The sequence below is a fragment of the Cupriavidus numazuensis genome, from assembly GCF_905397435.1.
Taxonomy (GTDB): Bacteria; Pseudomonadota; Gammaproteobacteria; order Burkholderiales; family Burkholderiaceae; genus Cupriavidus; species Cupriavidus numazuensis.
This window is the reverse complement of the sequence record NZ_CAJPVI010000064.1, coordinates 1-25,379: the sequence shown is the minus strand read 5'-3', so window position 1 is coordinate 25,379 and position 25,379 is coordinate 1. Positions and strand designations below refer to the sequence as shown.

At 61.6% G+C, this 25,379-nt stretch carries 31 protein-coding genes; 16 read left to right on the top strand and 15 right to left on the bottom strand.

Features of this window, described 5'->3' with window-relative positions; translation table 11 throughout:
• Positions 1-26: 26 nt before the first annotated feature.
• The 4 genes from KHO41_RS34550 to KHO41_RS34535 form a co-directional block, all read right to left on the bottom strand.
• Positions 27-251 (bottom strand): PRTRC system protein C, encoded by a 225-nt coding sequence (locus KHO41_RS34550; protein WP_211957720.1) that lies wholly within the window; start codon positions 249-251, stop codon positions 27-29.
• A gap of 10 nt (positions 252-261) precedes the next feature.
• Positions 262-714, bottom strand: a complete 453-nt coding sequence (locus KHO41_RS34545; RefSeq protein ID WP_211957719.1) for a PRTRC system protein E — start codon at positions 712-714, stop codon at positions 262-264.
• A 62-nt stretch (positions 715-776) separates the two neighbouring features.
• Complete coding sequence (locus KHO41_RS34540; protein WP_211957718.1) at positions 777-2,447, bottom strand: PRTRC system ParB family protein; 1,671 nt, start codon at positions 2,445-2,447, stop codon at positions 777-779.
• Positions 2,448-2,659: 212 nt separating this feature from the next.
• Entirely contained in the window at positions 2,660-3,568 is a 909-nt protein-coding gene (locus tag KHO41_RS34535; protein ID WP_211957717.1) for an N-6 DNA methylase, read from the bottom strand.
• A 223-nt stretch (positions 3,569-3,791) separates the two neighbouring features.
• Here KHO41_RS34535 and KHO41_RS34530 point away from each other — a divergent pair, with 223 nt between their 5' ends.
• Complete coding sequence (locus KHO41_RS34530; RefSeq protein ID WP_211957716.1) at positions 3,792-4,061, top strand: hypothetical protein; 270 nt, start codon at positions 3,792-3,794, stop codon at positions 4,059-4,061.
• A 181-nt stretch (positions 4,062-4,242) separates the two neighbouring features.
• Here the strand turns inward: KHO41_RS34530 and KHO41_RS34525 are convergent, their stop codons facing one another.
• Entirely contained in the window at positions 4,243-4,443 is a 201-nt protein-coding gene (locus tag KHO41_RS34525; RefSeq protein WP_244874167.1) for a hypothetical protein, read from the bottom strand.
• A gap of 121 nt (positions 4,444-4,564) precedes the next feature.
• Positions 4,565-5,137: a hypothetical protein gene (locus tag KHO41_RS34520; RefSeq protein ID WP_244874166.1), complete on the bottom strand. Its 573-nt coding sequence runs from the start codon at positions 5,135-5,137 to the stop codon at positions 4,565-4,567.
• A 562-nt stretch (positions 5,138-5,699) separates the two neighbouring features.
• Here KHO41_RS34520 and KHO41_RS34510 point away from each other — a divergent pair.
• The 11 genes from KHO41_RS34510 (at position 5,700) to KHO41_RS34460 (ending at position 14,770) form a co-directional block, all read left to right on the top strand.
• Positions 5,700-7,160, top strand: coding sequence for a 3'-5' exonuclease (locus KHO41_RS34510; protein ID WP_211957742.1), 1,461 nt, complete (start codon positions 5,700-5,702; stop codon positions 7,158-7,160).
• A gap of 12 nt (positions 7,161-7,172) precedes the next feature.
• Positions 7,173-8,399, top strand: coding sequence for a DUF1173 family protein (locus KHO41_RS34505; protein WP_211957715.1), 1,227 nt, complete (start codon positions 7,173-7,175; stop codon positions 8,397-8,399).
• Between the two features lie 169 nt (positions 8,400-8,568).
• Positions 8,569-8,787, top strand: a complete 219-nt coding sequence (locus KHO41_RS34500) for a hypothetical protein (RefSeq protein WP_211957714.1) — start codon at positions 8,569-8,571, stop codon at positions 8,785-8,787.
• A 58-nt stretch (positions 8,788-8,845) separates the two neighbouring features.
• A complete protein-coding gene (locus KHO41_RS34495) occupies positions 8,846-9,478 on the top strand; it encodes a hypothetical protein (protein ID WP_211957713.1) in 633 nt (210 codons plus the stop codon).
• Positions 9,479-9,630: 152 nt separating this feature from the next.
• Positions 9,631-10,158 carry a hypothetical protein gene (locus KHO41_RS34490; protein WP_211957712.1) on the top strand — a complete coding sequence of 176 codons (528 nt, stop codon included), beginning with the start codon at positions 9,631-9,633 and terminating at the stop codon, positions 10,156-10,158.
• Between the two features lie 83 nt (positions 10,159-10,241).
• A complete protein-coding gene (locus KHO41_RS34485; RefSeq protein ID WP_211957711.1) occupies positions 10,242-10,607 on the top strand; it encodes a DNA translocase FtsK in 366 nt (121 codons plus the stop codon).
• Positions 10,604-11,671: a phage Gp37/Gp68 family protein gene (locus KHO41_RS34480; protein WP_211957710.1), complete on the top strand. Its 1,068-nt coding sequence runs from the start codon at positions 10,604-10,606 to the stop codon at positions 11,669-11,671. Before KHO41_RS34485 ends, KHO41_RS34480 begins: the two co-directional genes overlap by 4 nt.
• Positions 11,671-12,912, top strand: coding sequence for a DNA-methyltransferase (locus KHO41_RS34475; RefSeq protein ID WP_211957709.1), 1,242 nt, complete (start codon positions 11,671-11,673; stop codon positions 12,910-12,912). Before KHO41_RS34480 ends, KHO41_RS34475 begins: the two co-directional genes overlap by 1 nt.
• A gap of 2 nt (positions 12,913-12,914) precedes the next feature.
• Positions 12,915-13,175, top strand: coding sequence for a hypothetical protein (locus tag KHO41_RS34470; protein WP_211957708.1), 261 nt, complete (start codon positions 12,915-12,917; stop codon positions 13,173-13,175).
• Between the two features lie 53 nt (positions 13,176-13,228).
• Positions 13,229-13,819 carry a hypothetical protein gene (locus KHO41_RS34465; protein WP_211957707.1) on the top strand — a complete coding sequence of 197 codons (591 nt, stop codon included), beginning with the start codon at positions 13,229-13,231 and terminating at the stop codon, positions 13,817-13,819.
• Positions 13,820-13,870: 51 nt separating this feature from the next.
• Entirely contained in the window at positions 13,871-14,770 is a 900-nt protein-coding gene (locus KHO41_RS34460; RefSeq protein ID WP_211957706.1) for a DNA/RNA non-specific endonuclease, read from the top strand.
• Between the two features lie 297 nt (positions 14,771-15,067).
• On the opposite strand, the gene KHO41_RS34455 is transcribed toward KHO41_RS34460, so the two are convergent.
• From KHO41_RS34455 to KHO41_RS34445, 3 genes are all read right to left on the bottom strand, one after another.
• A complete protein-coding gene (locus tag KHO41_RS34455) occupies positions 15,068-15,286 on the bottom strand; it encodes a hypothetical protein (protein WP_211957705.1) in 219 nt (72 codons plus the stop codon).
• Positions 15,287-15,363: 77 nt separating this feature from the next.
• Entirely contained in the window at positions 15,364-15,642 is a 279-nt protein-coding gene (locus KHO41_RS34450; protein WP_211957704.1) for an HU family DNA-binding protein, read from the bottom strand.
• Positions 15,643-15,871: 229 nt separating this feature from the next.
• Positions 15,872-17,008: an integrase domain-containing protein gene (locus KHO41_RS34445; protein WP_211957741.1), complete on the bottom strand. Its 1,137-nt coding sequence runs from the start codon at positions 17,006-17,008 to the stop codon at positions 15,872-15,874.
• A gap of 1,031 nt (positions 17,009-18,039) precedes the next feature.
• On the opposite strand from KHO41_RS34445, the gene KHO41_RS34440 reads away from it, so the two are divergent.
• From KHO41_RS34440 to KHO41_RS41740, 3 genes are all read left to right on the top strand, one after another.
• A complete protein-coding gene (locus KHO41_RS34440; RefSeq protein ID WP_211957703.1) occupies positions 18,040-19,035 on the top strand; it encodes a PRTRC system protein D in 996 nt (331 codons plus the stop codon).
• Between the two features lie 8 nt (positions 19,036-19,043).
• Positions 19,044-19,454 carry a hypothetical protein gene (locus tag KHO41_RS34435; protein WP_211957702.1) on the top strand — a complete coding sequence of 137 codons (411 nt, stop codon included), beginning with the start codon at positions 19,044-19,046 and terminating at the stop codon, positions 19,452-19,454.
• Positions 19,455-19,524: 70 nt separating this feature from the next.
• A complete protein-coding gene (locus KHO41_RS41740) occupies positions 19,525-19,659 on the top strand; it encodes a hypothetical protein (protein ID WP_280519727.1) in 135 nt (44 codons plus the stop codon).
• Between the two features lie 67 nt (positions 19,660-19,726).
• Here KHO41_RS41740 and KHO41_RS34430 read toward each other — a convergent pair whose 3' ends face one another.
• The 6 genes from KHO41_RS34430 to KHO41_RS34405 all read right to left on the bottom strand — a co-directional run bounded on the left by KHO41_RS34430 (position 19,727) and on the right by KHO41_RS34405 (position 23,520).
• Positions 19,727-19,939 carry a hypothetical protein gene (locus KHO41_RS34430; RefSeq protein ID WP_211957701.1) on the bottom strand — a complete coding sequence of 71 codons (213 nt, stop codon included), beginning with the start codon at positions 19,937-19,939 and terminating at the stop codon, positions 19,727-19,729.
• Positions 19,940-20,044: 105 nt separating this feature from the next.
• On the bottom strand, positions 20,045-21,124 hold the full coding sequence (locus KHO41_RS34425) for a DUF7146 domain-containing protein (RefSeq protein ID WP_211957700.1): 1,080 nt from the start codon (positions 21,122-21,124) through the stop codon (positions 20,045-20,047).
• A gap of 237 nt (positions 21,125-21,361) precedes the next feature.
• Complete coding sequence (locus tag KHO41_RS34420) at positions 21,362-21,874, bottom strand: single-stranded DNA-binding protein (RefSeq protein WP_211957699.1); 513 nt, start codon at positions 21,872-21,874, stop codon at positions 21,362-21,364.
• A gap of 11 nt (positions 21,875-21,885) precedes the next feature.
• Positions 21,886-22,692 carry a hypothetical protein gene (locus KHO41_RS34415; RefSeq protein ID WP_244874165.1) on the bottom strand — a complete coding sequence of 269 codons (807 nt, stop codon included), beginning with the start codon at positions 22,690-22,692 and terminating at the stop codon, positions 21,886-21,888.
• A 4-nt stretch (positions 22,693-22,696) separates the two neighbouring features.
• Positions 22,697-23,125, bottom strand: a complete 429-nt coding sequence (locus KHO41_RS34410; RefSeq protein ID WP_211957698.1) for a hypothetical protein — start codon at positions 23,123-23,125, stop codon at positions 22,697-22,699.
• A gap of 95 nt (positions 23,126-23,220) precedes the next feature.
• Positions 23,221-23,520, bottom strand: coding sequence for a hypothetical protein (locus KHO41_RS34405; protein ID WP_211957697.1), 300 nt, complete (start codon positions 23,518-23,520; stop codon positions 23,221-23,223).
• 669 nt (positions 23,521-24,189) lie between these two features.
• Here KHO41_RS34405 and KHO41_RS34400 point away from each other — a divergent pair.
• Positions 24,190-25,379: hypothetical protein (locus KHO41_RS34400; RefSeq protein ID WP_211957696.1), on the top strand; the 1,190-nt coding region annotated here is incomplete at its 3' end.

Here is a 25,379-nt window from a genome sequence, read left to right as displayed (position 1 = left end):
GTCCCGTGGACAGCGCCTTCATCAGATCAGATTTGCGCATGGGCGCCCTTCGCGCCGGCAGCGCGAACGAACGTGTAGCGCGCCACTTCGCCCTTGTGCTCGGGGCCGTCCACCGCGGCGGTGGTCAGCTCCGGGTACTGGGCGGAATAGACGTCGCGCACCTGATCCGGCGTGAACGTCGGACCGGGATCCATGAGCGTCATGCCGTTGTACGAAAACTCACGCGTGAGCTTCTTGACCTCGATAGCCATGGCGCCCTCCTTAAAGCAGATCGGCAAGGTTGGTGCCAAGCGGCTCGGCGGGCTGCGCAGGCTCGGCTTTCGCCTCATTGCCCGGCTTTGCGTCACCTTCCCCGTCCTCGCCATCCTCATCGTTGGCATCGGCTTCCGATGAAGTGGACGTGGGTGAGGCCTTGATCAGCGCCTTCGTCGCCTTGGCCGACTGCGTTGACTTAGCCGCATCCAGAATCGACTTCGTGGCCTCCGCCTGCTCGGCCAGAGACCGGTGCGCGTCGGTGACTGTGGAAACGGCGTCAGCAAAGCCGGCATCCAGCTCCGCCGGCGATGCGGACAGCGCCAGAGGCGTCGCGAGCGCACCATCGGTCGGGTTCTTGACGACTGGCACCACGACAACAGACATCATGTCGCCCTGCATGGTGAGGGTGAGCACGACCTTTTCGCTCGCGCGAACGAGCGGAACGAGTTCCGAGAACATGGAGATATCCTAAAGAGTGAAATGAATAGAAGAGGCGCACGCGGCGCCTCATGAAAGGTGAATCAGAAGCAAAGGACCTTGGGGACCTTGCCGGTGTAATCGAAGCCCTCCACCTTCAGGAGCGCCTCCACCACTTCGGCCTTGGATTGATTGAAGAGCTTGGCGAACTTGTCGCCCATGGCCTTCCGGATACCGAGTTCATCGGCCAGCACCTTCATCTCGGACTTGGTCAGCATGTCCAGGAAATCCTTGGACTTCTGGAGATTCCAGTGCTGACGCAGGTCGAGCTTGTGGAACTTGCACAGCGCCACGAGGTGGCTCACGTCCAGTCCTTCGATGGCGGCGACCGTCAACCCAAGGGTCAGGTTCTGGCGCCTGTCGTCGGGCAGATCGGCAACGAGTGAGAGGTTCTTGGCCAGGTCCGACGAAGATGCCTTGTCGATCATGACCTTCTCAAACACCCTGCCCATTGCATCGGCCTTGATCTCACGGGCCAGCCCTGTCAACGAGATCGCCACCAGATAGCTGTTAGCTACCAACGGATCGCGCGCAACCTCGCGCCGCAGGGCCAGTCGCCAAATGCCCGTGCGATAGGCCTTCACCCTCTCAGACTCGCTGATGGAGGTAACAGGCTTCTCGGTGGCACCGGCTGCCTTCTGGCCCTTGTCTGTCGAACCCGGCTTAACACTGGCCGATGGCTTCGACGCGCCCACTTTCGCGTCGCGCTCCGCCTTCAGCCGCGCGGCAACCTTCTTCTGGTTGCACGCGGTGTCAAAGCACTGGCCGCCGAACACACGCCCGAGGGAATCGGGCAGGCCGCTTACCGCGGCGCCGAAGTTCCCGCAGCCATGGCAGGCTTTCGCCTGCTCCTCACCGACGCCGGTCGGACCTTCCACCACCAGCTGTACGCGGGTGTGGTTATCGCCGGGTCGAACGATGCGGACGACTTGGTATTCGTCCCTGAGCCCGTAGGCAATGCCTTCGAGCTTTTTCTCGGTCTTCTCGGTGTAGCAGGTGCGGTTGGTGCAATTGCCGGTGGCAATGGCTTCGCCGAACATCTCCGTCTGCAACGACGAGTTGTACGTGCAGGCCGCGCAATCGGTCTTGTCGAAGATGGCCCGTTCCAGGCTGCACGCGGCGGCCTCGATGGTCTTCTTCAACTCCGAGACGGCCTTCTTCTCGCTGATGATCACGGGCAGGAGCTTGTCCTGGGTGGGCTTGGCGAGCGTCGCAAGCAGTTCGGCGTGGCCGAGCTGGATCTTGCGCTCGTTGAGTGCAACCTGAACGTCCGGGCTGCAGTTCATGAGCGCGAGGCGCTTGTCGAGTGTGGAGCGCGACCAGCCAAGCAACCTGGCGGCCTCGTCGCGATCCCCTTTGCAGTGGCCGACGATCTTGGAAGCGGCAGCCGCCTCCTCGGAGGGCGACATGTTGGCACGCTGGGCGTTCTCGATGAGCGCCGCGCGATCGGCCTCCTCGTCGGTCATTTCCTTGACGAGCACCGGGATCTCCCAGTCCACGCCGTGGGCGTCCTGTGCGCCGCGGAAGCGGCGCTCGCCGGCGATGAGTTCAAACTCGAACTCTTCGTCTTCGATGGGACGGATCAGGATGGGCTGATAAACACCGCCGGCCCGGATGGACTCGGTGATTTCCGCCATTTCGACAGAATCGAAGTACGTGCGCGGGTTGCGGCCGGTACGGATCTTGCGCAGGGCTACAGCAGATGGATATTGCATTGTGGGTTCTCCGAAACGGAATGGGGAACCCGTAGCCGCACCGGGAACGTGGTTCCCGATGGGATGGAAGGACAGACTGGCAAGCTATGCCAGTGGCCACCGAACTGCAAAAATTGGCACCTTGCGGTGCGGGGTCGATGCGTCAGCGACGCGGAATGTGACACAAGAATACCTGACGGAGCGCTGTCCGATCAAGTATCGACTGGTGGCACTCAGAACAACGCCAGCTGGTCGTCGGGTACAAAGGCACGCAACGACGGCGTAACCGCTTTGGGTTCCATCAGGAGCTGCAGCAACAGTGCGTCCTGGTCCTCCGCATTGGTAGGCGCGGTGGCCACCGGGACGGCCGAAGGCACGAAGACGTCCTCGTCGGTATCGCGTTCGCGCGCACGCTTTGCTCGCAGGCGTGCCCCCCACCCTCCCAGGATATGGGCGGGGGTGAACCAGGTTCCCCACGTCTCGCCCGACAAGCCATTGCCGTGCACGACGATCGCGGGAATATGCAATATAGAGAGCTGCAGGTACGTCATGTGGGCGCACCGCGGATCGATGTCGATGCACGTGGCATGCATGGACTGCTGGTAGTTTCGCCCGGCGTCGTGCAGGGCGTCGGCTACCGCGATCACCATGCCGCCGGCGCCGCAAGCGGGCTCCATCACCGTCACGAAGCCGTCGCGCTCGACGTAGGGATTTCCATCACCGACGTTGATTGCGGCCATCATGCGGGAGATACAGTACGGCGTGAAGAACTGACCAGCCCGGCTGTTGCCCAACTCAAGCATCATGTAGGTCTGGCCAAGGATGTCGGCGAGGCCGTCCCCGTGCGGTACCAGCTGCTGCACGCGGTCCTCGAACGTCATCGTCAACGCCCCCAGCATTTGGGCGAAGCGCTGCAGGTCGTCGCGCTCATACTTGCGCGCGATCTCCAGGTAGCGCTTCTCTCGATCGTCGAAGTTGTGACGGTCGACCGCATTGCTGATGGCGAGCGCCGACATTTCCACAAAGTCCGAGAACACATCGTTCGTGGAATGGCGATAGCCGAACTCTTTAAACAGCGCGAGCAGTTCCTTGTGTGGCTCGCTGGCGTGCGCATGCACCTTGCGTTGGGCGGCCCGGCTCATGGACGCACCTCACGCAGAAATGGGTACGCATAGACTTCCCGACCGGTCGGGTGAATGGATTTTTGGGACATGTTCTGGCGAATGAGAGCCAGGACGCGCCCTACCGGGGAGCATCCCGGCCAGGGTGAAATGAAGACCGCGCGAACCGAAGTGGTTCGCGCGGGGAAGACGGTCAGTTCAGACCGTAGTAGATATTGCTGAGCAGGATCGGCTCGCTCGCAGCATGAAGCTTGAAGCCGGCAAGGTTCCGGCTCAACCATGCGGCAGCGAGCGCGTTCGTGAGGCCTTCGTTCCGGTACGTGTCGTCGCGATGGCGCTGCCACAAAAGCGCGTGATGCGCTTCATGAGCCGCTGCCGCTATGCGGAAGGCAGCGGTTGCGTCGAGATTGGGCAGCTCGATCTCTGGCGGGAAGACTTTCGGTTCCACGCAAAAGGGAATACTGCCAAGCCTGAGGCTGCCTGTTGCCGAAGCAAGGAAAGTCCCCCACTTTGAGCAGCGTTTGGTCGAGCGCGCACGGCTTCGACGATGAGATTCTCGTCACCGAGGATGTCGCGCACAACATTGACTGCGGTCCATTGGGCTTGCATGGCGAAACTCCAGACAGAGTGCGCGGAAAGCCCATCCCGTGCGGGAGGGTATCCCGCACGGGTGAAGTAAAAGTGGTGGTCAGCCTTCAGGCTGGATCAGACAGTTGTGTGAACCTGGAGAGAACCCACGCGCAGACCACGGCGAGGCCGAGGGTCACGCACGAGCCAAGTTGCATGGCGAGCAGGGGGAGATTCACCGTGGTGACGGTGAAGAACAGCGCAACGAACAGAATGGCGACCAGCGCAGCAGTGGCGATGGCGGTTTCACGGGCGTGAATGACAGGCATGATGGCTCCAAAAAATGGAGCCATGCCCCATGGGGACAAAGCCCCAATGGGTGAATGAAAAGCAAATGGCCGGTACGCCGGCAGGTGTCGATGCGCAGAAGCGCGGGAAATCGGACGAATGTTATCGCGCTTGACCCGCGCGTGACAAGACTCCTGCCTTCCTCGCCTGCCGGCTTGCCGCGCGCAGTCGGTTGATGACGGCCCAGCGCCGTTGTTCGACCTCTTCCGGATTTTCGAGGTTGGAGTGATCGAGCACGGGACCATCGTCCCCGATAGGTTTGTAGTCAGCCGGCAGCTTTCCTTCTTCCTTCAGCTTGGCGGTCTGCAGCATTGACAACCCGTGACTGGTCTCGCTGATTGCGACATAGTCCCAGCGCGTCGGTACCGCGGCCTCGGAAAACCATGCCTCGCCCTCTCCCTGCGCCACCAGCGCCACAACGTCATAGATGGTGCCTGCGGCGGTTGGGACCGCACGCACCTCGAAGCGCAGCACTTCCGGGCGCGGGCGCCAGAACACGCGGTCCAGATAGCGTTTGAACGTGAAGGCATCCAGTGTCGCGACGTCTCGGTATGAGGGGTCGCCAAGGGGAATGAACTCGCGTTCGTCCCTCGGTCGGGTGCCGAGGGATACCTCGCGGATGCCGGTTTGAAGGCTAGAAGACATGGAATTTCCCGGAAAGATGGCCGAAATCATATAGCTTTCGGGCTAAATGCAGTACGGATTCGCGCCGACAATAGTCAGGCGAGCCGCCTGCCTTGACTTTACCGTGGCGCCGGTATCTTGGCCTTAGACCAACCCGTTTCTCGCTGCCATGCGATTTACTCGCTTCGACCGCCACACGCCCATCGACTTCAACGCCCGGCGCCAGGCCGCTTTCGCCCGCAAGCAGCAGCGTGAGCGCGACCGCTACCCGTTATTTCCGGAGCACGTGGCCAGCGAGCAGCATTCAGCCGATGACGAGCTGAGCCGCAGGCAGCAACGCTCGGAAAGAATCGAGTGCAGTCGGCGCGCGCTCGAAGCGCGCTTCTGGCGTAAGGCGCGTACCCGATTCTTCTCGTTGCCCGAGCCGGTCAAAGCCGAGATCCGCGCGAAGTGGCTGGCGTGGCCCGGCCCGACCACCGCAGGATACTTACATCGTCGACGAGCTGAGCGGCGACCGCGCACGCCGGGTGGCGGCCGCCGATGCCAAGACGGCCGCGATCCGCCATCGTGTATGGGCATCGATGCCGCATCAGACCTCGCTGGAGATCGCCTGATGCTCCCCACCGACGAACAGGAAGCCGTGGTCAGCGCGGTCCGGGGCGGCGGCGCGCTCAAGGTAAAGGCATACGCCGGCGCGGGCAAGACGTCCACGCTGCGGCTGGCGGCCGAGGCGCGGGGCCGGGCCCGCGGCCTCTACCTGGCGTTCAACAAGGACATTGCCACCGATGCGGCACGCAAGTTCCCATCCAACACGCGCTGCCGCACGGTCCATTCCATCGCCTATGGCGCCACCCGACCGGAGATCACCCGCAAGCTCAAGAGCCCGGTTGAGCCGCCTCACCAGCTCGCCTTACGCTATGGGCTTGGCCCGATGCGTTTGCCCACGTCGATCGGCAAGGACCTGGAGCTGAGCGGGAGCCAGGTCGCACGCATGGTCATGGATGGCGCCGCGCGGTTCTGCCGCTCCGCACAGCCCGAGCCGCTCGCTTGGCACATTCCCGTAGAGCCGATCATCAAAGAGGACGAGGTCGAGCATCTGCGCGAGGCGCTGCTCCCATTCGTGCGGCGCTTGTGGCAGGAATACTGCGATCCGGCCGCCGCCTCCGCCATCACGCACGACGTCTACGTCAAACTCTGGCAGCGAAGCCGCCCAACGATCGGCGCGGACTTCATCCTGTTCGATGAGGCCCAGGATGCTGACGGCCTCATGCTCTCGGTTCTTCGCGCGCAGCCATCGCAGGTGATCTACGTCGGCGATCCTTACCAGCAGATCTACGAGTGGCGCGGGGCCATCAATGCGATGGAACACATCAAGGCGCCCGAACGCGCGCTAACCGAATCGTTCCGGTTCGGTCCGGCCATCGCCCAGTTGGCCAGCCGCGTGCTGCGCCTGATGGACGAGGAGGTCCCGGTCCGTGGGCAGGACCATATCGAGTCGAGAATTCTGCACGATTCGACACCCGGACATGACCGCTTCGACGCCATCCTCTGCCGCAAGAACGCCACCGTGCTGACGCATTTGGCCTCAGGGGTTGGCCGGGGCGACCGCGTGGCGGTAAGGGCAAACGTCGATGAACTGAAGGCATTCGCCGATGGCGCCGAGCGCCTCATGCGTGGCGAGCGCATTGGGTATCCAGCCTCCCTCGCCCTGTTTGAGACGTGGGACGAAGTTCAGGAATACGCCGAATCGTTCGCCGGACGTGACCTCAAGCCGCTGGTGACGCTGATCGATAGCGAAGGTGTGGACTACCTGCGGCTGATTCTCTCGCGCGTCGCGCCGGAAACCGAAGCCGACTACATCGTCAGCACGGTCCACCGGGCCAAGGGGCTGGAATGGGGCCGCGTGCATCTCGCCGGCGACTTCAAGTTCAAGACCAACGACGAGGGCGACCTCTCGATGAGTCCGGAAGAGATGCGCCTGCTCTATGTCGCCATGAGCCGCGCCAAGCATGTGCTCGACATCAGCGAAATTCGTCGTGATCTCTACACCATGTTCCGGGATGCCGGAGTCTGAGGAGTTTTCACCATGTCCACTGTACGCATCGGCGCCAGCGAGTTTGCACTGGAAGACGTGCTTGACAATCCCGGCCAATACGTTCGCCAGCTCGAGCGCGCCAAGACCACCCAAGGCTGGGCCGAGTGCGGCTGCAGCCAACGACGGCCGAGACCGAGGCTCCAGATTCGGCGGCATGGCCCAATCTTCTTGCTGGCGTTGTGGCCGGATCAAGTCCATCAGCACGCGGTCACCTGCCATTTTCACCGCCGCGCCGGAAGCAAGCGCGCCAGCGCCACTGATTCGCTGGACGCGTTTCGCACGCGCGATGGTCATCACGATGTCCGACTCGACGCCAGCCTGTGGGTCAGCACCCGCACGCCAACCACGCGAACCAGACCCACGGGCAAGAGCGCAAAGCCGCCACGCCGATCAGCCGGCCTCCTGGCATTTCTGGAATTCGCGTGGGAACAAGCTGGTCTGAATGTCTGGCCCGGTACCGGCGGGCGCAGCTGGAACGCCTGCTGGTCCCACCTCATCACAGAGCTTGCGGATTGCCGCATTAACGGGAAGCCCGCCGACGGCATGTTGCACGTCATGCAGCGATGGGACCCGGCGCGCAAGACCGAGATCCTGGCCGAGCTGGATGCGTGGCAGGCACGGCTAACGCCTACCAAGGATACGAGCCCGCGCGGCATTCTGATCGGCGAGATCGAATCGCACGAGCCCACGCAGTTCGGCGGAAAGCTTGTGCTCCGGCAAAGCCTTTTGCGTTACTTCATGTCCGGGGCGGTCTACCAGAGACTCCAGCGTTCCCACGCGACGGCGCTCGCCGGCATCGGCAAGACAGAGCAGCGCTGCATTGCCATCCTGCTCGTTGAGAAGTCGAAAGCGAACTACCTGACGGTGGTGGACGCGGCGGCAATGCTCGCCAACCGCCAGTTTCTGCCGTGTGATTCGTCCTACGAAATCGCCATGGCGGACCGCCTGGTCGCGCTGGAGCGGTCCTTCCTCAAGCCGTTGCGCCACATCGGGCAAGCTGCCGTGCACCCGGACTTCGTGCTGACGGACGTGACGCCGGAAGTCGTGATTGAGGTACTCGGCATGTCTGGAAATCCGCAGTACGACACGCACCTCGCTGAGAAGCGGGCGCACTACCAGGCCAATCGGATACCGTGCATCGAATGGACACCAGCCGCCGAGGAGCTTGCCAACGTAACGCTGCCGATGCCGGCGACCATTTCGGAGAAGACGCTGTGAGCGAGGGCTGTCGCAAACCACCGCACGCGTCCGCGGCACACGGTACACATGCGCCTGGACACGCCATAAACACCAATATCCAAACCACCGCACGCGCACCTCGAGACGCGTCCGTCGGTACCCCAAGCGTCTCTGTGGCAACGAACCGCTTGCTCAAGCAATTCTCCTGATGCACGCAGACTCAATTTACGCCCGGGTGGTAGATCTGGTTCACACGTACCGGGCCGCGTCCGTGGTGCTGGTCCAGCGCCACCTTGAACTCGACGCGATCGAAGCCGAATCGCTACTGCGGCGAATGGCCGACGAAACAAGGATCGTGCGACGCTTGCGCAGCGGCCTCTACTTTTACACAGGCAATCTCCATGGCGAGGACCACCCTGCCGACTAGCCACGGTCGGCAGAGACTTGACTTCGCCGGAAGGGCTGTAGCTTGAAGAAACCGACACTTGTTTCTCAAGCCCATGACAATTCCGAGATTCCCAACTGCGCTTCGCAAACAGTGGAGTGGCCGCGAAGTTCAGGCCTGGATCGATACCAACCTGATGCCGCTGCTTGCCGACGCAGGCCATGCGCAGAGGACAACAACGATGGACGCCAGTAGGCGGGCCGAGGCCCCGCAGCCCCAATGCAAAGCGGAGCTACGAGCCGGGATGATGCTCCTGGCGGCACGAATCGAGCGCGCACAAGGAGCACCCATTGCCATCGGGATCGATGCAGCGGCAGCGATTCGCCACCTTTTCACGGCCACTTTCGACGCACAAACGCTCCACAAGGTGACCAACGAAAGCATCGAGGCGACGGCGACTGTTATTGCGGCCTACCTGTTGGGCCAGCCGCGCAAGGACGACCGCGCCTGGGTCGAACACGCTATTCAGGAGATGCTAGCTCAACCAGCTCCAGCCAGCGTCGGGAAAGAGGCCGTGCAGAAGCGATGCACCTGCGGCGCGACGATGGGCCACACCCGGACCTGCGCCGCGTTCGATGATTCGACGATGCGCTACGAGCCGTTTGGCGCCGCTATCGCGTGTGATGCCGCCATCGATGCGCTCGCCCTGCCCGCCAGCAAGGAGGCAGGCTGATGCGGGAATGGCCCCGACATGCCGGAAAAATGAGCGAGGGGAAGTAATGGAAGAGGTTCTACTCGCTCTTGCCCCAGCGGCACCGATCATTGCCCTGATCTTGCTCATCGGCTGGGTTGAATGGCTGGACCACAAGTATCCCGATCGTGACGATGACTGACCACACCCGCAATGGGCCTGATTCGGCGACCCGGATCGCCCAAGACGCCATGGATGCGATCGCCCGCTTTCTGCGCACCGCCACCCACGATGCACGTTCGTCCGATGCTGCCTTGGATCTTCTGGATGCCGCCAACGCACTGGGAGGGCGCTTGCGGCGCGTGACCCAAAGCTCCTCGCCGCGCCGGCTAGCCGCCGAGCCTCGACAGGTTGAGATCCCAGCGCATATGCAACCGCCGGCGGCAGTGAGCGGGCTTCCGCTCTGTCGCATCGTTCCCGCTGGCGATCCCCACGGATCCCCCGCCGCCTGGGTGCTCGCCGACGATCAGAGCGGGACCATCCTCGAGCAGCTGGCCAACACCTCGCCTGAGCACTCATGGGCGGCGCCGACCGGCGCCAATCTCAACGCCATCGTCGCCGTGATGGAGGCCCACGGCCTTCTCTCGGAAATGCAAGGCAAGGTGCGCCGCCGCGCACGGCAATTCGCGCACGCCATCCTCGCCCTCCAGCGTCAGGCTTGACATTGACCGAATCACCGTAGGCTGAATTCACCGGCCGGCTTTTCGTCGCGTCCGGGTCCCTACAACCTCATCAAGACACTTCTATGTGGTTCCGTAACCTCACCATCCTGCGCCTTCTGGCGCTGCCGATGGATACCCAGCGAATCGCGGATGCGCTCGGCAAACACGCCTTCACACCGTGCACGACCCACACGTCTGCGAAGCCCGACACCGCCCCGAATCATACGCCCGCACCTGCAAAGTCCGCAGTCGAGGAAGACCCACTATACGAAACGGCGGTGGCCACCGTACGCGAGCACCGCCTGCCGTCGGTCTCGCTGGTGCAGCGTCGCCTGCGGATCGGTTACAACCGCGCTGCTGCGCTCCTCGAAGCGATGGAAGCCCACGGCGTCGTCAGCCCCTTGCAGGTCGGCGGCCTGCGCCAACTGATTTCGCAGGAGCAACGATGAGCGAGAACAGCACAATCGAGTGGTGCGACCACACGTGGAATCCCTGGGAAGGATGCCAGAAGGTCAGCCCGGGATGTGATAACTGCTATGCCGAGTCCCGCAACGCCCGCTTCTCGGGTGGTAGCCCGGTCAACTGGGGTCCGGGCATGCCACGCCGGCGCACATCCCAAAGCAACTGGCGTAAGCCGCTGCGTTGGAACGCGGCGCACGCTGCTTTCATGGCCGTTCACGGCCGCCGCCAGCGGGTCTTCTGCGCAAGTCTCGCGGACGTCTTCGACCTCGATGTGCCACTGGGGTGGTTTATTGACTTCCTCGACGTTTGCCGGCAGACGCCAAGCCTGGACAAGCTCCTACTCACGAAGCGCATCGGCAACGTCTCTAAACGCCTTGCCGAGGCCTTCAATCGCCTCTTTGCGCAGCCGGATAGCGACAGCAACCCGTTGGTGCCATGGCTGGCCACGTGGATCGCCGGCAATCCGCCGCCCGACATTTGGCTGGGGGCGACGATCGTCAATCAGGCAGAGGCGGAGCGCGACATCCCCAAACTCCTGAAGGTACCCGCCAAGCTCCGATTTCTGTCGATGGAGCCGCTGCTCGGCACGGTGGACGTCTTCTCCAAGATAACAGGTGAGCTCCTGCACTCGTCCGGCAACGACTATGCGCCGGGCGCCATCGACTGGGTGATTGTCGGCGGTGAATCCGGCACCCGCGCACGACCGATGCACCCGGTGTGGGCCACGGATTTGCGTGACCAGTGCATGGCGGCCGGCGTCCCCTTCTTCTTCAAGCAGCACGGCGCGTGGGAACCGGCAACAACCGACACCCGAGCCTGTGTCTATCCGATGGCGGCGGTCGCTCTGGATGGCCGTATGGTGGGGGACGGTTGGGATGCCGACGGCCATCCCGCGGCCGCTAGCAACGAGGACAGTTGGGCAATGATGCACCGCGTGGGTAAGAAGGCCGCCGGGCGCCTGCTCAACGGCGTCCTCCACGATGCGTTCCCCGTGAGCAGCGCCGACGTGTCGGCGGCTTGCCGCCGCATCCTGCTCCGGGAACCCGAGTAATGCGGCAACTCGATCTCTTCGCCCACGTTGCCGCGGCCTTTGCTGAGGGGCCGCGCGATGGAATCTCGACTGGCGCCCTGTACGAAGCGGTTGCCGCTGCCGCCAGTGTCTCAGCGGCAGAGGCACAGGTACGCGTTCCTATCGGTGCCGCGGGCGCCCTCCACTCGCCATTTAAGCGAGCGGTGCGATGGCACCAGCAATCGCTCAAGCAGTTGGGGGTCGTCGAGCGCGTCCCGGATCGCGCTGGCTTTTGGCGACTCACCGAGCCTGCCGGCGACAAGCTCGACCGGGCCGCAGCCGGCGTCAAGCTGGTCGCCTTCAGCACCACGCTGGGTGTGGCCATTTGGGGGCGGAACGAAGATGTATTCCGAGGCCTCAGCGAGCCCATTGCGCTCTGCGTCACCTCGCCGCCCTACCCACTGCGCCAGGCACGCGCGTATGGCAATCCCACTGAGGCGCAGTATGTGGACTTCCTCTGTGAGGCACTCGAACCCATCGTCGCCGCGCTGCTGCCCGGAGGCAGCATCGTGCTCAACATCTCGAACGACATTTTCGAAGCCCGCAGTCCCGCTCGTTCCCTCTATATAGAGCGGCTCGTACTGGCCCTGCATGATCGGCTGGGGCTGTCGCTCATGGACCGTATCCCATGGGTGAACTACAGCAAGCCGCCCGGGCCAACGCGGTGGGCGTGCGTCAGCCGGGTGCAGTTGGCCACGGCCTATGAGCCGGTTCTGTGGCTCACGAACGATCCGGCGCGAGTACGGTCAAACAATCGGCGTGTCCTGCAGGCTCACACCGAGCGGCAACTACGGCTGATGGCCTCCGGTGGCGAACAGCGCTCCGCCGTCTACGGCGATGGCGCCTACCGCATCCGGCCGCAGGCATTTGGCAATCCCACGGCTGGACGGCTCCCCCGCAACGTGATCGAGCGAGGCCACCAGTGCCGCGACACGCTGGCCTATCGCCGGGAGTCCGCCGCGTTGGGTCTGCCAGCCCACGGTGCCATGCAACCGACTGCAATTCCAGATTTTTTCATCCGCTTCCTGTCCGAGCCGGGCGACCTGGTGGTCGACCCATTCGGCGGCACGATCCGAACCGGCCTTGCCGCAGAGCGTCTTGGTAGGCGCTGGCTGGTGACGGAATGGATTCTCCAATACGTCCGCGGCGGGGCCGAGCTGTTCCGGCAAGCCAATGGCTTCAATCTGCACCCAGCCCTCCAGTGGGCAACACAACCGAGATAGCCATGCAGCAGTTCGACAACGAAGAACGGGAGTATCCGGAGCCGGAGACGGTGCTAGCCGTTCGCGGCGCCATCGCCACCGGGCGGCTCGGTGGTCCCAAGGGGGAGCCAGGCCACTGGCTCAATGAGTTCTGGCAGATTGGCCGCGCGTTGCGCGACCACGCCGAGATGCTGCAGGCGCTGCAGCAAACCGCCCGGCGCAATGTGCTAAGGACCTCTGCCCGCTATTTGGAGGTGCCGCCACCAGTGCAACGCCACCACTAGACCGACAAGCTACCGCCATAGGCATAATTCGGGGTTTCCAATCGGAGCCCCTCATGCCAAGCGGTTTGCTCGACTGCGCCCATTGCGACGGCGCGCCCCTCTTCATTTGCGGCCGTATCCAGGCCGTTGTCGTGTGCGAGGAATGCGGCCTCTCTACACCGCCCGTTGACCTCGCATCCCACGACCGCGACGCCGCGTTTCAGCAGCTCAGCGCGATCTGGAACACCCGTGTCGAGCACCGGCCAGCCGACCACCATACGATCTCGATGCTCGCACGGCGCGAGCTGACGTCATCCGATATCCCGTACTTCCTCAACCTGCTCGCCTCGACCACCGGCAGCTGGACGGAGAATGGCCCCCGATTCGCGGCCATGGCCGCCGCCCTGGCTCAGCCCGGCGACCTTCTCGCCCAAGTGCCAGAACCGGGGCCCGTGCTCGAAGATGCCGCGCGATACCGCAAGCTGGTCAGGCGTGCGAAGGTCATCTATATAGACGGTGCGCCCATGGTGCGCTTTGAACACGTACCGGCGTTGTCGGCCGAGGTGGCAGAAGAAGCCAACGAAGAACGGGCCTGGCCGTTCTCGATCCTGGAGGAGTTCGTGGCCCGTGCGGTGGACGATCTGCCGGACAGCGGCCACGCTTGACTTTGCAGGGGGCCTGGCAAGCTAGAACGGTGCTTATCTCCAGGAACGACCATGCTCCGCACCTCTCTCGTCGCCGCCCTCATCGCGCTCGCGCCCGTTGCCGCGTCAGCCAAAGAACTTGCCGCAGCCTGCGACTACACGCTTGCCCAAGGCCAACCGGTCCTCACCAAGCCAGCCGGCCGCACTCAGCTTCTCTGCTACCGCGCCTACGCAGTCTTGTACTCCAGCCAGACTCGCACCGCGCTCTGGTCCGCCGAGCGACTCACACGGGAAACCGTGGATGCGGCTCGCCAGCTCCCGCGCGACAGCGATTTCTATGAAGAAGGGCGCCTGCCGGTCGCTGACCGCGCGCGGCTTGCGGACTATGGCCACGGCACCGGCTACGATCGTGGCCATCTTGCGCCCAGTGGAGACTTTGGCGACAAGGACTCCCAGGCCGAGAGCTTCAGCCTCGCCAACGTGATCCCGCAGAATTCGGTTTCGAACCGCAGGACCTGGAGCCATATCGAGACCTCGACGCGGCGCCTCGTCCGCAAGGTGGGCACCGCCTATGTGGTGACGGGACCGGCCTTCCGGGACGTCGGTGAGCTGCGCAGCCGAATTCGTGTCCCTGACTTCGTGTGGAAGGCTATTTACGTCCCAGGCGCCGGGGCGGCTGCCTACGTCGTTCGCAACGACGAAACGCCGGCATACAGCGTGATCAGCATTGACGAACTGGCGCACTTCACCGGCGTGGACGCTTTCCCGGCGCTGCCCAAGGCGCTGCGGGGCACCGCCCTCGACCTGCCAGCCCCGACGCCCCATCCCGGTGAGAAGGTCGCGCGCCGCGTCGCCTTCGCGCGGCTGGCCTCGGGCGAGGCGATCGGAACTGTCTCAGGCGTTGAATCTAGCGCCCCGCTTGTCCGACACACGCAAGCGATCCTCGCACTCGCCGCTGCATTCGCACGATAGGCGCTGAGCCACGCCTGCGCCACGGTCGGTAAGCTGGATCGCCGTGCGGCTGCATGCACGGCAGCAGACGGTTTCTTCGGCCAATCCCATCGCGACAAGCCGTTTCGCCGCTTCGCGCGCCGGGACTGCCGCATGGCTCGCAGCCCGCCATGCGCCATGGTTCGTCCAGAGGATCTTCTCGCCGCTCACCCAGCGACGCTTCGCCAGCGACTGCAGCGCTACGACATCATCCGCGTACAGGCGACTTTGGTCGAAAGTGTGTGGCATAGCTTCGTATTCAGACTCTGCACGCAAACACTATCGCACCGCCGCCATCGGCGTTTCGCCGAATGCGGACAGCTTGGCCACAACCGCGGCGAGTTCCCGCGATCTGGCATCGCGCATGGCAAGTCCTACGGCAGTCGAGCCCGACGACAGCTTCGCGAGCGCTGCATTGAGGTCGGACTCCTCCCGGCGTAATTCGGCGATGCGTTCCTGGCGTTCCTTGGCGCCAGCGGGCGGAGCAATCTTCTTCACTTCCATTTTTCTCGATAGCCGGCTACCGGCCGGAGGCGGGGCGCGTCGGCGCCGATACAACCTAACTGCAGGCTGGCTCAATGGTTGACGGCATCCTTGAACTTCTGGCCAGCCTTGAACTTCACCGTCTTGGCCGCTTCCACCTTGATTTCCTCACCGGTGCGCGGGTTACGGGCCGTGCGCTCGCCGCGCTCACCCTTGCTGAACGTGCCGAAGCCATTCAGGCTCAGCGTCTCACCCCTGGCAACGGCGTCCGTGATCGCCGACAGCATCACGTTCAGTGCCTGCTCTGCCTTGGTCTTGGTCAGACCGTCCACACCAGACGCAATCGCGTCGATCAGTTCACCTTTCGTCATCTTTTATCAACTCATTAATCGTGAAACCAGCTGAGAACGGCTGGTACGGTGCCCGCGCCTCGGTGCGGGCGAACCGGCTATGAAGCCGGCACGCGCATTTTCTCAGACGCAGCAGCAATCATTTCCGTGAAAAGCTAGACCTTTTTGGCCAGCTTTCCGGGGATATACCTCCCATCGAGCGTGGCAAGCAATTCCGACCGAGCACATCCCAACAGGATCTCCGCCACATTTAGACACTGCGATTAATCCGTCGATACAGGCTTTGGCGGGTAATCCCCAGCTCCTCGGCCGCCTTGGTCTTATTGCCATCGTGCCGCCGTAGCGCAGCCTCCGCCTGCTCGCAAGTCACCTCGGGCCTCTCCTCAGCAGCCATAGCAGTGAATGTGCTGAGGTAAGCGCCTGATTTCGATGCCCTGCTATGCCCCGCTCCGAGAACAACAGCTTGAATTGCCTGGCGGTGTGCTTCCAGGTCGGGGGCTGCTCCCCCTTTTACCGGAGCAGGCACGCCTGCGATCTCTTCATACATCCGCTGCGCCCATCCATGACGCAATCCGTGGCTCGTCACACCCAGCCCCTTTTTGAAGATGCCATGCTTGCGCAAGACCGCGTTGTAGTGGCCACGCCACCGTTTGATCGAATACGACGCCGGCGTCGTAGATCCGCTGACCGGGTCGATGAGTTTCGCCGCCTCTTCAAGAACGCTCAACTGGAGCCGGATGGGGACTTCTCGCGCCCGACCGCCCTTTGTCCCATCGACTACCCGTAGGGTGTCCAGATTCTTCAGCGCCGTGGCAATCTTTAGCGAGAAGCTCTCCTCGATCCGCAATCCAAACGCCGCCTGCAGCTTCAACTGCACCGCCACCCGAGCATCCGTCTTTGCAATCTCCGCAATCACAGCCACAGGGTCAACGCCGTTCCCTTCCCAGGACTTGTCCTTCGTCGTCACATACGACCGCACCAGTCCATGCGCTTCCCTGTCGACGTAGTCGCCCAGAGATCGGATGAGGTCATGCTTGCCCAGCCACTGGCAGAACGCCTTCAAGTGACTGAGCTTGTTCTCGATTGTTCCGCCACTCTGGCCCTCTGCTACCCAACGCTTGACCAGTGCCTCAACATGCTTGTGCCGAAGTGCATAGGGGCTCTCAATCATGAAGCCTTGCTGCCTAATCTCCGTCAGCGACCGGCACACCGTGTACATCCGGCGCTCCTGCGTCTTAATCGACGCGCTCTTCAGACTCACCCTGGTCTGACTGAGAATCCGCTTCAAGTTGTCAATCAACACAGCTTCCAGTTCCGCCTTCATCCGCGTAGGAAGCGCATACCTGGCCAACAGGCCACGTATGTCGAATACCGCCGCTTGCCGCATCTCGATTTCACCCCTCTGATATTGCCCTGAGAACACGCCCCAAGCAGCGTCCCCCGTTACGCCTGCGAAGTCCATGCTGCTCTGAATTGCCGTTTAACCATCGGCCATGGTGTTGCCCTTCCGGATCCGTAAGCGATTCCATTGGCTGGTCGGCCGGCACGTGGAAGTAACGTGCGTGACCGTCCCGACAAGGCCCAGCGCTAAACACGCCGATCCCTGCCCGGCTACCCGGTTGCTGGGGGAACCGCTTCCCAGCATGAACGTAGCTTCGGTGCACGCACCTCAATACGCCGCCCGCGTAACTCTTGTTGCGCTGTTCTTGTTACGGCCGCGCACGCCGTTCGGAATGAATCTGGACCGTCCGATTGGGCCGAGCCAATCTACGTCCTGCCCTTCAGGTAGCGACATCTGCACCGCGGTGTATCGGGTCCAGCGTTCGCATACCCCGCTCGTCGCAGCTGGGCAATTGATGTGTGCGAGGACAAATCATGTGTCCGGTGTCCGGCTTACACATGTCCTCAGTGCGACCAAGTCTCCAAAACCACCCGCAAAGCCAATTGGTATCGCGGTGTCCGGGGTCCTCAGTGTGGGCCAGTATCTACTTGAGCCGATTGAAAAAAATGCCGCGACATTGTGCGGCTTGGACAGCAGGCCCAGCAGCGTCGTTGTTTGACTGCGCCGTGGGCTCTAGATTTGCCGCGCAATGGCGGCGGTGTCGATGCGTCGGGGACGCTGAAAGTCCTCGAAGAATAAACCAGGGCCACCCGAATTGGCAACGGTAACGCCCCCAAACACGCGAGCTTTTGGCGACTTGACTTCGCAGTTTTCCCGGTAGATTCGAAGGTGCTCGGACCCGAAGTGTTAGCAAGCTGTTAGCAGCGTGCCACGCTGCTAACACACATCTAACACCAGCGCTTCTTTCGGGACCACTGCTGACACCTGCTAACACCATGCTGTCAGCAGTCCATCAGCGAAGTCACACATTTGTGTGACCGACATATTTTTAGCCTAAACCTACAAGGAGTTTGAGAATGAGTTCCACCACCATCGCTGTCGACGTTGGCTATGGCAATACCAAGTTCGCGTTTCCCCTCGGCGCTGACGTGGTCACTCGGATGTTTCCGTCGCTGGCTCCTACAGGGTCCGCCTCCAGCCTCACCAGTCACGGCGCGGGTTACTTCAAGACACGCGACGTCGTGAATGTGACGATCGACGGCGCGAACTATGAGGTAGGACCCGGTGTTTCCATCACGTCGGCTTATGGCAATACCGGCCGCACGCTATCGGAAGACTATGTCACGACGTCCGAGTACGCCGCGTTGCTCTTTGGCGCCTTGCACTACGCACAGGCCAAGGAAGTCGGACAGTTGATTCTCGGCTTACCGGTTCATACCCTGCAAAAGTACGCGGGTGTCCTGCAGGAACGCTTCGCCGGCAGTCATGACTTTGGCCATGGTCCGGTGAACATCAAGCGCGTTGTCTCCCTGCCGCAGCCATTAGGCTCCCTGGTCACGTTCATGCGCCAGTCCGGAAAGGAGCTTGACACCGACGATACCTGCCTGATCGTCGACGTGGGCTACTTCACGACTGACTGGGTGGTGGCGCGTGGATTCATGATGGACGACACCCGCAGCGGCGGTGTGCCCGGAGGGTCCTCACGAATCTATCAGCAGGTTGCGACCTTGCTAGCGGCCGACGAAGGTGAACCGGTCACAGGCATTGAGCGTATCGACAAGTCTCTGCGCGAAGGCAAGCCGATGCGGTTCTACGAAAAGTTCATCGACCTTCGGCCATATCTGGAAGTCGCCAAGGCGCAGTGCCAGACGGCGGTGAAAGAAATGCAGACTCGCGTCGGCCGGAGTGAAGACATTGCGGCCATCGTCCTGACCGGCGGCGGGAGCGCGCTCTATGCCGGCGCGATCCGTGCGGCGTTCCCGCGCTCGAGGATCTTCTCCATGGATTCGCCCTGCTTTGCCAACGTTACTGGATTCTTCGACATTGGCAGCGCCCGGCAGGCCCGCGCTTAACCTGACCGATGGACAAATTCGCAATCAAGGTGGTCCTGAATCCAGTGACCACACCGCGACTGTACGGTCAGCTTTCGGGGATCGTAGATCCCCGATTGCGAGCCGAGATCTTCCGTCGGCTCGCGGAGATCGGGGCGGAGGCGGTGACATCCAGCGGCGGCCGTCTCATATTGCCACCGCCCTCGATTGCCGCGCTTTCAGCGTTCGGCAACCTTGGCGACGCGCAGGTGGCATTACGCGACCGCGGTAGCGCGTTGCCCATGGCACCGGCGCAGCCGACCGACGAGGCGCCGTTGCAGCTATCGCTCCCCGTGGAGAATGATGCGGCGCGGACCGATCGAGTCGGGCCGCCCCAAGCGGATTTCTCACTGGATGTCGATGCAATTAATTCGGCAATGTCACGCTTCTTTGCATCGTGATCGAAGCTTGACTCACCAGTTCCCTGTGGCATTCTTAGTCTCAACCACCAACCGTTAAGGAAACATCGCAATGGAATTCTTCGGCTACCTCAAGAACACCCACGACATTAACGTGTTCGTCTTCGCCGTGCTGATCGGCTGGTGCGTATGGGAAGCTGGTCTGGTTCTCCTGCAAGGCCTACGTCGTCGTCCACGCAAGCGTTGAAGTTTGCGACGCACAAACGAAAAAAGCCCGGCGCAATGCCGGGCTTTGTCGTTAATGGGATGGACACTCAGTGCAGAGTTGGTGTCGTAATGCAGTAGTCGAAGGCCGAATCGAACGACCCCGTCCGCTCAAGCAAGACCAGCTCGCCAGATTGCTCCCGTCGGTAGACGTGGAAGAACTGGGCTTCGGACTGTCCCGCCTGCACGTCGCGCGTCGCGGCAGTCCGCATGGCGTGAATGTGCAGTTTGTTGACGATCGCGGTGAATCCCTTATGCGGCATTGCAAATTCTCCTGGAAGAGACTGCCACGCGGGAATCCGCCCTGTGGGGAGGACCCACAGGGCAGAGGTTGAAGAAAGAAAGCCACCAGGTAGGTGGCCGGTAAATCAGGCGGCGACCGCCTGTCGAGACATCTGGCGGAGCTCGTACACCGTCCGCCACTCGTCGCAAAAATCCGTACCGCGGATCTTTGGACGGTGCATCACCGTCTTGAAGCCTTCGGCACGAAGACGCTTTGCCAACTTGAGTGCGTCGGCCATCCCTGGGGACACACCGGTCCTGGGATCGATCTGGTCGAAGTCCGCAAAGATGTGCACGGTGTGGATTCCCAGACCTGGCGGCACCACGAACTTGCTCAACAGAACGCGGTTCAAGCAAGGCCAGGTGGGTACGCCGAACAGCATGTAGGCGGCAAAGCCATTCTCCAGCCCCTCGGCAACACCCAATTCGCCGTCCCGCGGCGGCATGAGGCGCACGGCCCCACCATCCAATGGCAATGCCGACACGTCATTGCGCTTGGGCGGCAATACCTCGCCGTCTGACGACACAATGCATGCTTTGGCCGGCTGCTGCGGGTCCAAGGATGTACGATGAACCGTGGCCATCCGACCATCGGGCAGCGTGAACTGCGCAACGATCGTCGGATAACGGCCAATCAGCTCACCCTCATGCCAATAGTCCTGCGAGGCCAAGCGTAAGGCTACCGGGCGCGGTGCACACAGGCCCGGCACACGCGCCGCGAGATACTGCGTCGCGGCATCGCCGTGCGACAAGCTCGACGCGGCGGCCCACTGCTTCTCAATACGGCGCATCTTTGCCGAAGTGTCCAACGGCTTCGTTCCCGGCTGTCGGATCGGTACTGCTGCATGAAGGGCTGTCGGCATGCTTGACTTGCCCGTCAGGCAGTTCAGCAACTCGACGTAAGACATGCCGGTCGAGCGGCAAACGAGTTCAATGCCGTCGCCAGCCTTGGGACTGCCGGCATTGCACTTGCGGCACACCCAGTCACCGCGGCCGCGCTTGTTGTCATAGGTAAACCGGTCGTGACCGTCGCCACAGATCGGGCACGGACCAGGACGGCCTCTCCAGAAAGCGTCCGTCAGGAAGTCCGCCGGCAGGAACTGCGCAACAAGAGCGTCCCATTGAGCGGGCGTCCAGTTCTTCACGATATCACTCAGTTTAGTCATGGGATGTCTCCAGGTTGGAGTGGGGGTCGATGCCTGAGACAGGCGGAGGAACGCTTGCTCAAAAGACATCCCGGCCCTCGGCCAGAAGGTCTTTTCAGCATGGCGCTGCGGACGTTGAATGGTGGTGCGGCCGAACGGCCAGAAGAGAGGCGCTGCGGCACCGGAGAATCCGGCGGCCGCAGCGAGGTGAAGTGAAGAATTTGCGCTACGCGGTCAATCTAACCAACATAGTAGGTCCTAGAACGGGATGTCATCGTCCATGTCCTCAAAGCCGTTCGAAGGCGCCTGCTGCTGACGCGGCGGCGCCTGACGTTGGGCACGTTGCCCCGAACCCTGAGGGCGACGGTTGTCGCTCTGACCATGCTCGCCACCGGAGCGGCCGTAACCGCCACCATCATCGGCTTCGCCACCGGACGATCGGCCGCCCAGCATCTGCATCTGGTCGGCAACGATTTCGGTGCTGTACTTATCCTGGCCGCTCTGGTCCTGCCACTTCCGGGTGCGGATCTTTCCTTCGATGTAGACCGACGAGCCCTTCTTCAAATACTGGCCAGCAATCTCGGCAAGCTTTCCGAACATCGAGATGCGGTGCCACTCGGTGGCCTCCTTGGTCTCACCGCTCTGCTTATCCTTGTAGCGGTCAGTGGTTGCGATACGGATGTTGGTCACAGCGTCGCCGCTGGGCATATAACGGGTTTCCGGATCAGCCCCGAGGTTGCCCACGAGAATGACTTTGTTGATGGATGCCATGATGATTCCTGTTAATGAATGAGATTGATCTTCCAGACCCACTTGTCCCAATATTTCTGCTCACCGGTCTTGCGGTCCATGATGGGTTGCCCCGAAATCTGGTCGAAGGCAGCGACTTTGATCTTGTGCAGGCGCTTTACCGCGATCCGGTCGCCGAGCTTGCAGCGCGCTTCCGCAATGGCATCCTTGAGTCCCTCCCCTTGCAGCGTCTTCTCGCCTTGCGGCGTATCTAGCTTCAAGGCAAACGACTTGTAGGTCTCGGGCTCTCGGGAGCCTGGCGCGACGCGCCTCGGGAATTCCAGCTCGCCCCAGTAGGTCAGCGTGCCAACGTCATACGATGAGCGCTCTGCCCTTGCCCGTTTCGAAGGCGACACCGGCTCTTCAGAGGCCGGCTGGGGCAGCGAAGTCGTGGGCACCGCCCTCGGCTTTCGCCCCACCGATGCAACAGAAACGTCGCTTGCAGCCAGTGCTTTTGCAACCCGTGAGGTTTGTGGGACAGCCGCGTCGAGGATCGCCCTTGCCGCAACCTCCTGCACTGTTGCGCCGTCATGCACGCCATTTGGTCGCCAGCGAGGCACCACTTCGGGAAGCAGCTTGTCGCCGTACGGCGTCGCCACGACACGATGATCGAATGCGGCGATGAAGTGTGCGACGTGATCGTCCTCATCGCGGAAGAGATGGGGAATGCCAGCGATGACGACTTGCCGTTCCTTTGCTGGGTCGGCGCCGACAACTGTCGCCTTCGGTGCGCGTTGCGACACGCTCGGTGCGAAAAGCACGCTTGCCGCGCGCTGAATGGTGTTGATGAGCCAATTCATCAGATTAGAGCAGTGAGCCGCAGCACATCCGGCGGACCTCATTGAGGTCGTCGCGCAGGCGGGTATGGTTAAGGATGACGTCCTGCAGCGTTTCGGGGTTCACACCGCTGACAGCACAGACGTAGGAGTACGGCAGTGCGCCGTCCCAGTAGCCGAAGATCCAACCAAGGGTCATGGAGTATTCCTCCAGGTCCAGGGAGCGGCTACGCATACGCGCACGCAGCATTTCCGCACAGTCGATCAACGACTCGGGCATGTTGTCGCCGCGACGGCTGTCGCACGCCAGACTGATGAGGGCGTCGACCATCTTTTCCCGAACATCCTCGCTCCAGAGCGAAGGATCGGGCAACGGGTCGACCTTTGCGGGGGTTACGACGATGGCAGACGCTTCACCGAAGAAGTCCAGCTGCCATCCAGATGGAGTTGCATCCATGTGGGTCTCCGGGCGAATGCCCGAACACCCACCTGGCGGCGGGCGACGAGCACCCGCAACAGGTGGAAGGGGCCGCCCAGAGGGGCGGCAACGGCTTAGGAACGATCGTGCGTTCCAGTGCGAGGGAATTGCGTGACGACTGCTGAACGCTCGTACTGCGGACGCTCAGGCTCCCGCGGCACTTCGGGCATCGACTGGGACCTTTGGTCCGGCATCGAAACCTTCGGTGCTGCGGGAATTGCCTTGTTCCCGATGAAGCGGTGGTACAGGAAAGACAGGCCTACGACGGTCACAAAAGCACCGACGATGAGCGACTGCGAGGCCGTGTAAAGCACCATGCAGAACATAAACAGCTTGAACGGACGCTTGATGAGGTTGGTAGCAAAGGATTCCATGGCTTTCTCTTGAGAAAACGGTGAAAGGGGATGTCCCGGCGGATGCCAGGCGCTTATTCGATGCTCGAAGAGCAAGGAATCCTCTGCGGTGAGCGCATACAACGCGCTTGCGGCATGCCGAATGCATGGCGGAAGCACGCTATGAATCTTCGGAAAAACGAGGAGATGGGCGGTCGGTGATTGCCGCAGTGCGCGACAGTTTGGGCTGAATGCCCTTACCGCGATTCGATGCGTGGGAACGCAACCCAAATCTACACGATCCGCGATGCGCACGCAACCGAGCGCCTTTTTCGTTGAAACACACACTCCAATGCCGAGCTTTCCGCGGGCAACTCAATATCACGATATTGACCCACTTGAGCATGCGGGTGCACGTGCTGTACACGCCTGTACATACAAGAACCCCCCGCATCGGAGGGTTTACCCTAAATTCGACTTGGGCGTTACCGTTGAAAGAGTGGGATTCAGATGCGCCTTTCAGATATTTCCTTGAAAGAGTGCCGAAATTGGCGAGCTTTCGCCCGCCGCGTGACGCCGGTTTTAGGCTAATCTTTTCAGCACACTTTAATTGGTACTGCATCCCAGTGGAGTAACGTTGCCCCCTCAGAACCGCTTCCCTGCGATCCTGTAGGCAATGCCACATCGCCTTCTTAAGTAAAAATAAGCATAATGAAAAAAGACGAAAAGAATAGACTACCTGCTACCAGCGAACCAAACGCGACTCTATCGATCCTGCAACTGACGCGCCTTTTACTATCGTCAGAAATTGACTCGGCAGCAATCGGCCGTATTGTGCATGCCGCGGAGCAGATCGCTCAATCACGCGAACGAATTCGAACCGAATACATGATCATCGGCTCATACCTCGCCGATATTCACCAGACCATCTATATTTCCCTTAACAAACGCCTTGAGAACGAGGCCAAGGCAAAGGCGCAATCTTCAATGCTCCTGAACGAGTTCGCCGCTCGAACGCTTCAGATTAGCAAACATACCGTTGTCCAGTACCTGCAGGTCTACCAGCGCTTCGTTAATAGTAGCGAGGCTGTGGAGTTTTTGAATCTTGGTGAACTGACGATCTTAAAGCGTTCCGATATATCGGACCAGGAGGTGCAGTTGATAGTCGACGCGAGAAGGCGGCAAGAGCCCTTCACTCGCGAGGAGATCATTCCTTTCATTGAGCGCTATCGCGCAACGACCGAGGAGGTCAACACACTTCTGGCCCAACTCGAAACTGCCAAAGAGCAGCTTGCAGCGGGCACCGCCAAACGAACAGAGCTGGAACGGGATATCAGATATCTGCGTGAGCGAAACAGCGCAGCCGACCAGAAGGAGGCGGAGCATCGAAGTGCTCTCGCAGCGGCACAACTAGCTTTGGATTCACAAAGCAATACTGTAAACAGCCTCCAGTTCGCCATCCAACGGATGAATACCGAAAAGGCCGATCTCGAACGGAAATTGAGCGAGATGAGCGTTCGGCCAATCATCAAGGAAGTGGAGGTACCGTCTAAAGATCCGAGAATTGCACTTGAGCAGGCGGAAGCCGAAAGGAAACTTGCCTCGACAAAATCAGAGTTGGAGCAATCTCAACGGCTACTGAATGCGGTAAAAAGCGAACTTCTTGAGCGGGAGGGACCTGTTCACGATAACCGCCAGCTGGAAAATCGGCTTTCAGGAATTAAAGCAGATATAGACGCCATCCTCGAAAAATTCCGAAACGCTTGCTCCCTCGGTGACCTGGCACAACACATACCTTTATACATAAGTCAGCCGAGCCCATCCCGTAGCGCGCGCAGCGTTTCAGCAGCGGAGAGTACACGATCGAGTCCGCGCCAGATTGTCTTGGCACCGGGTTCGCC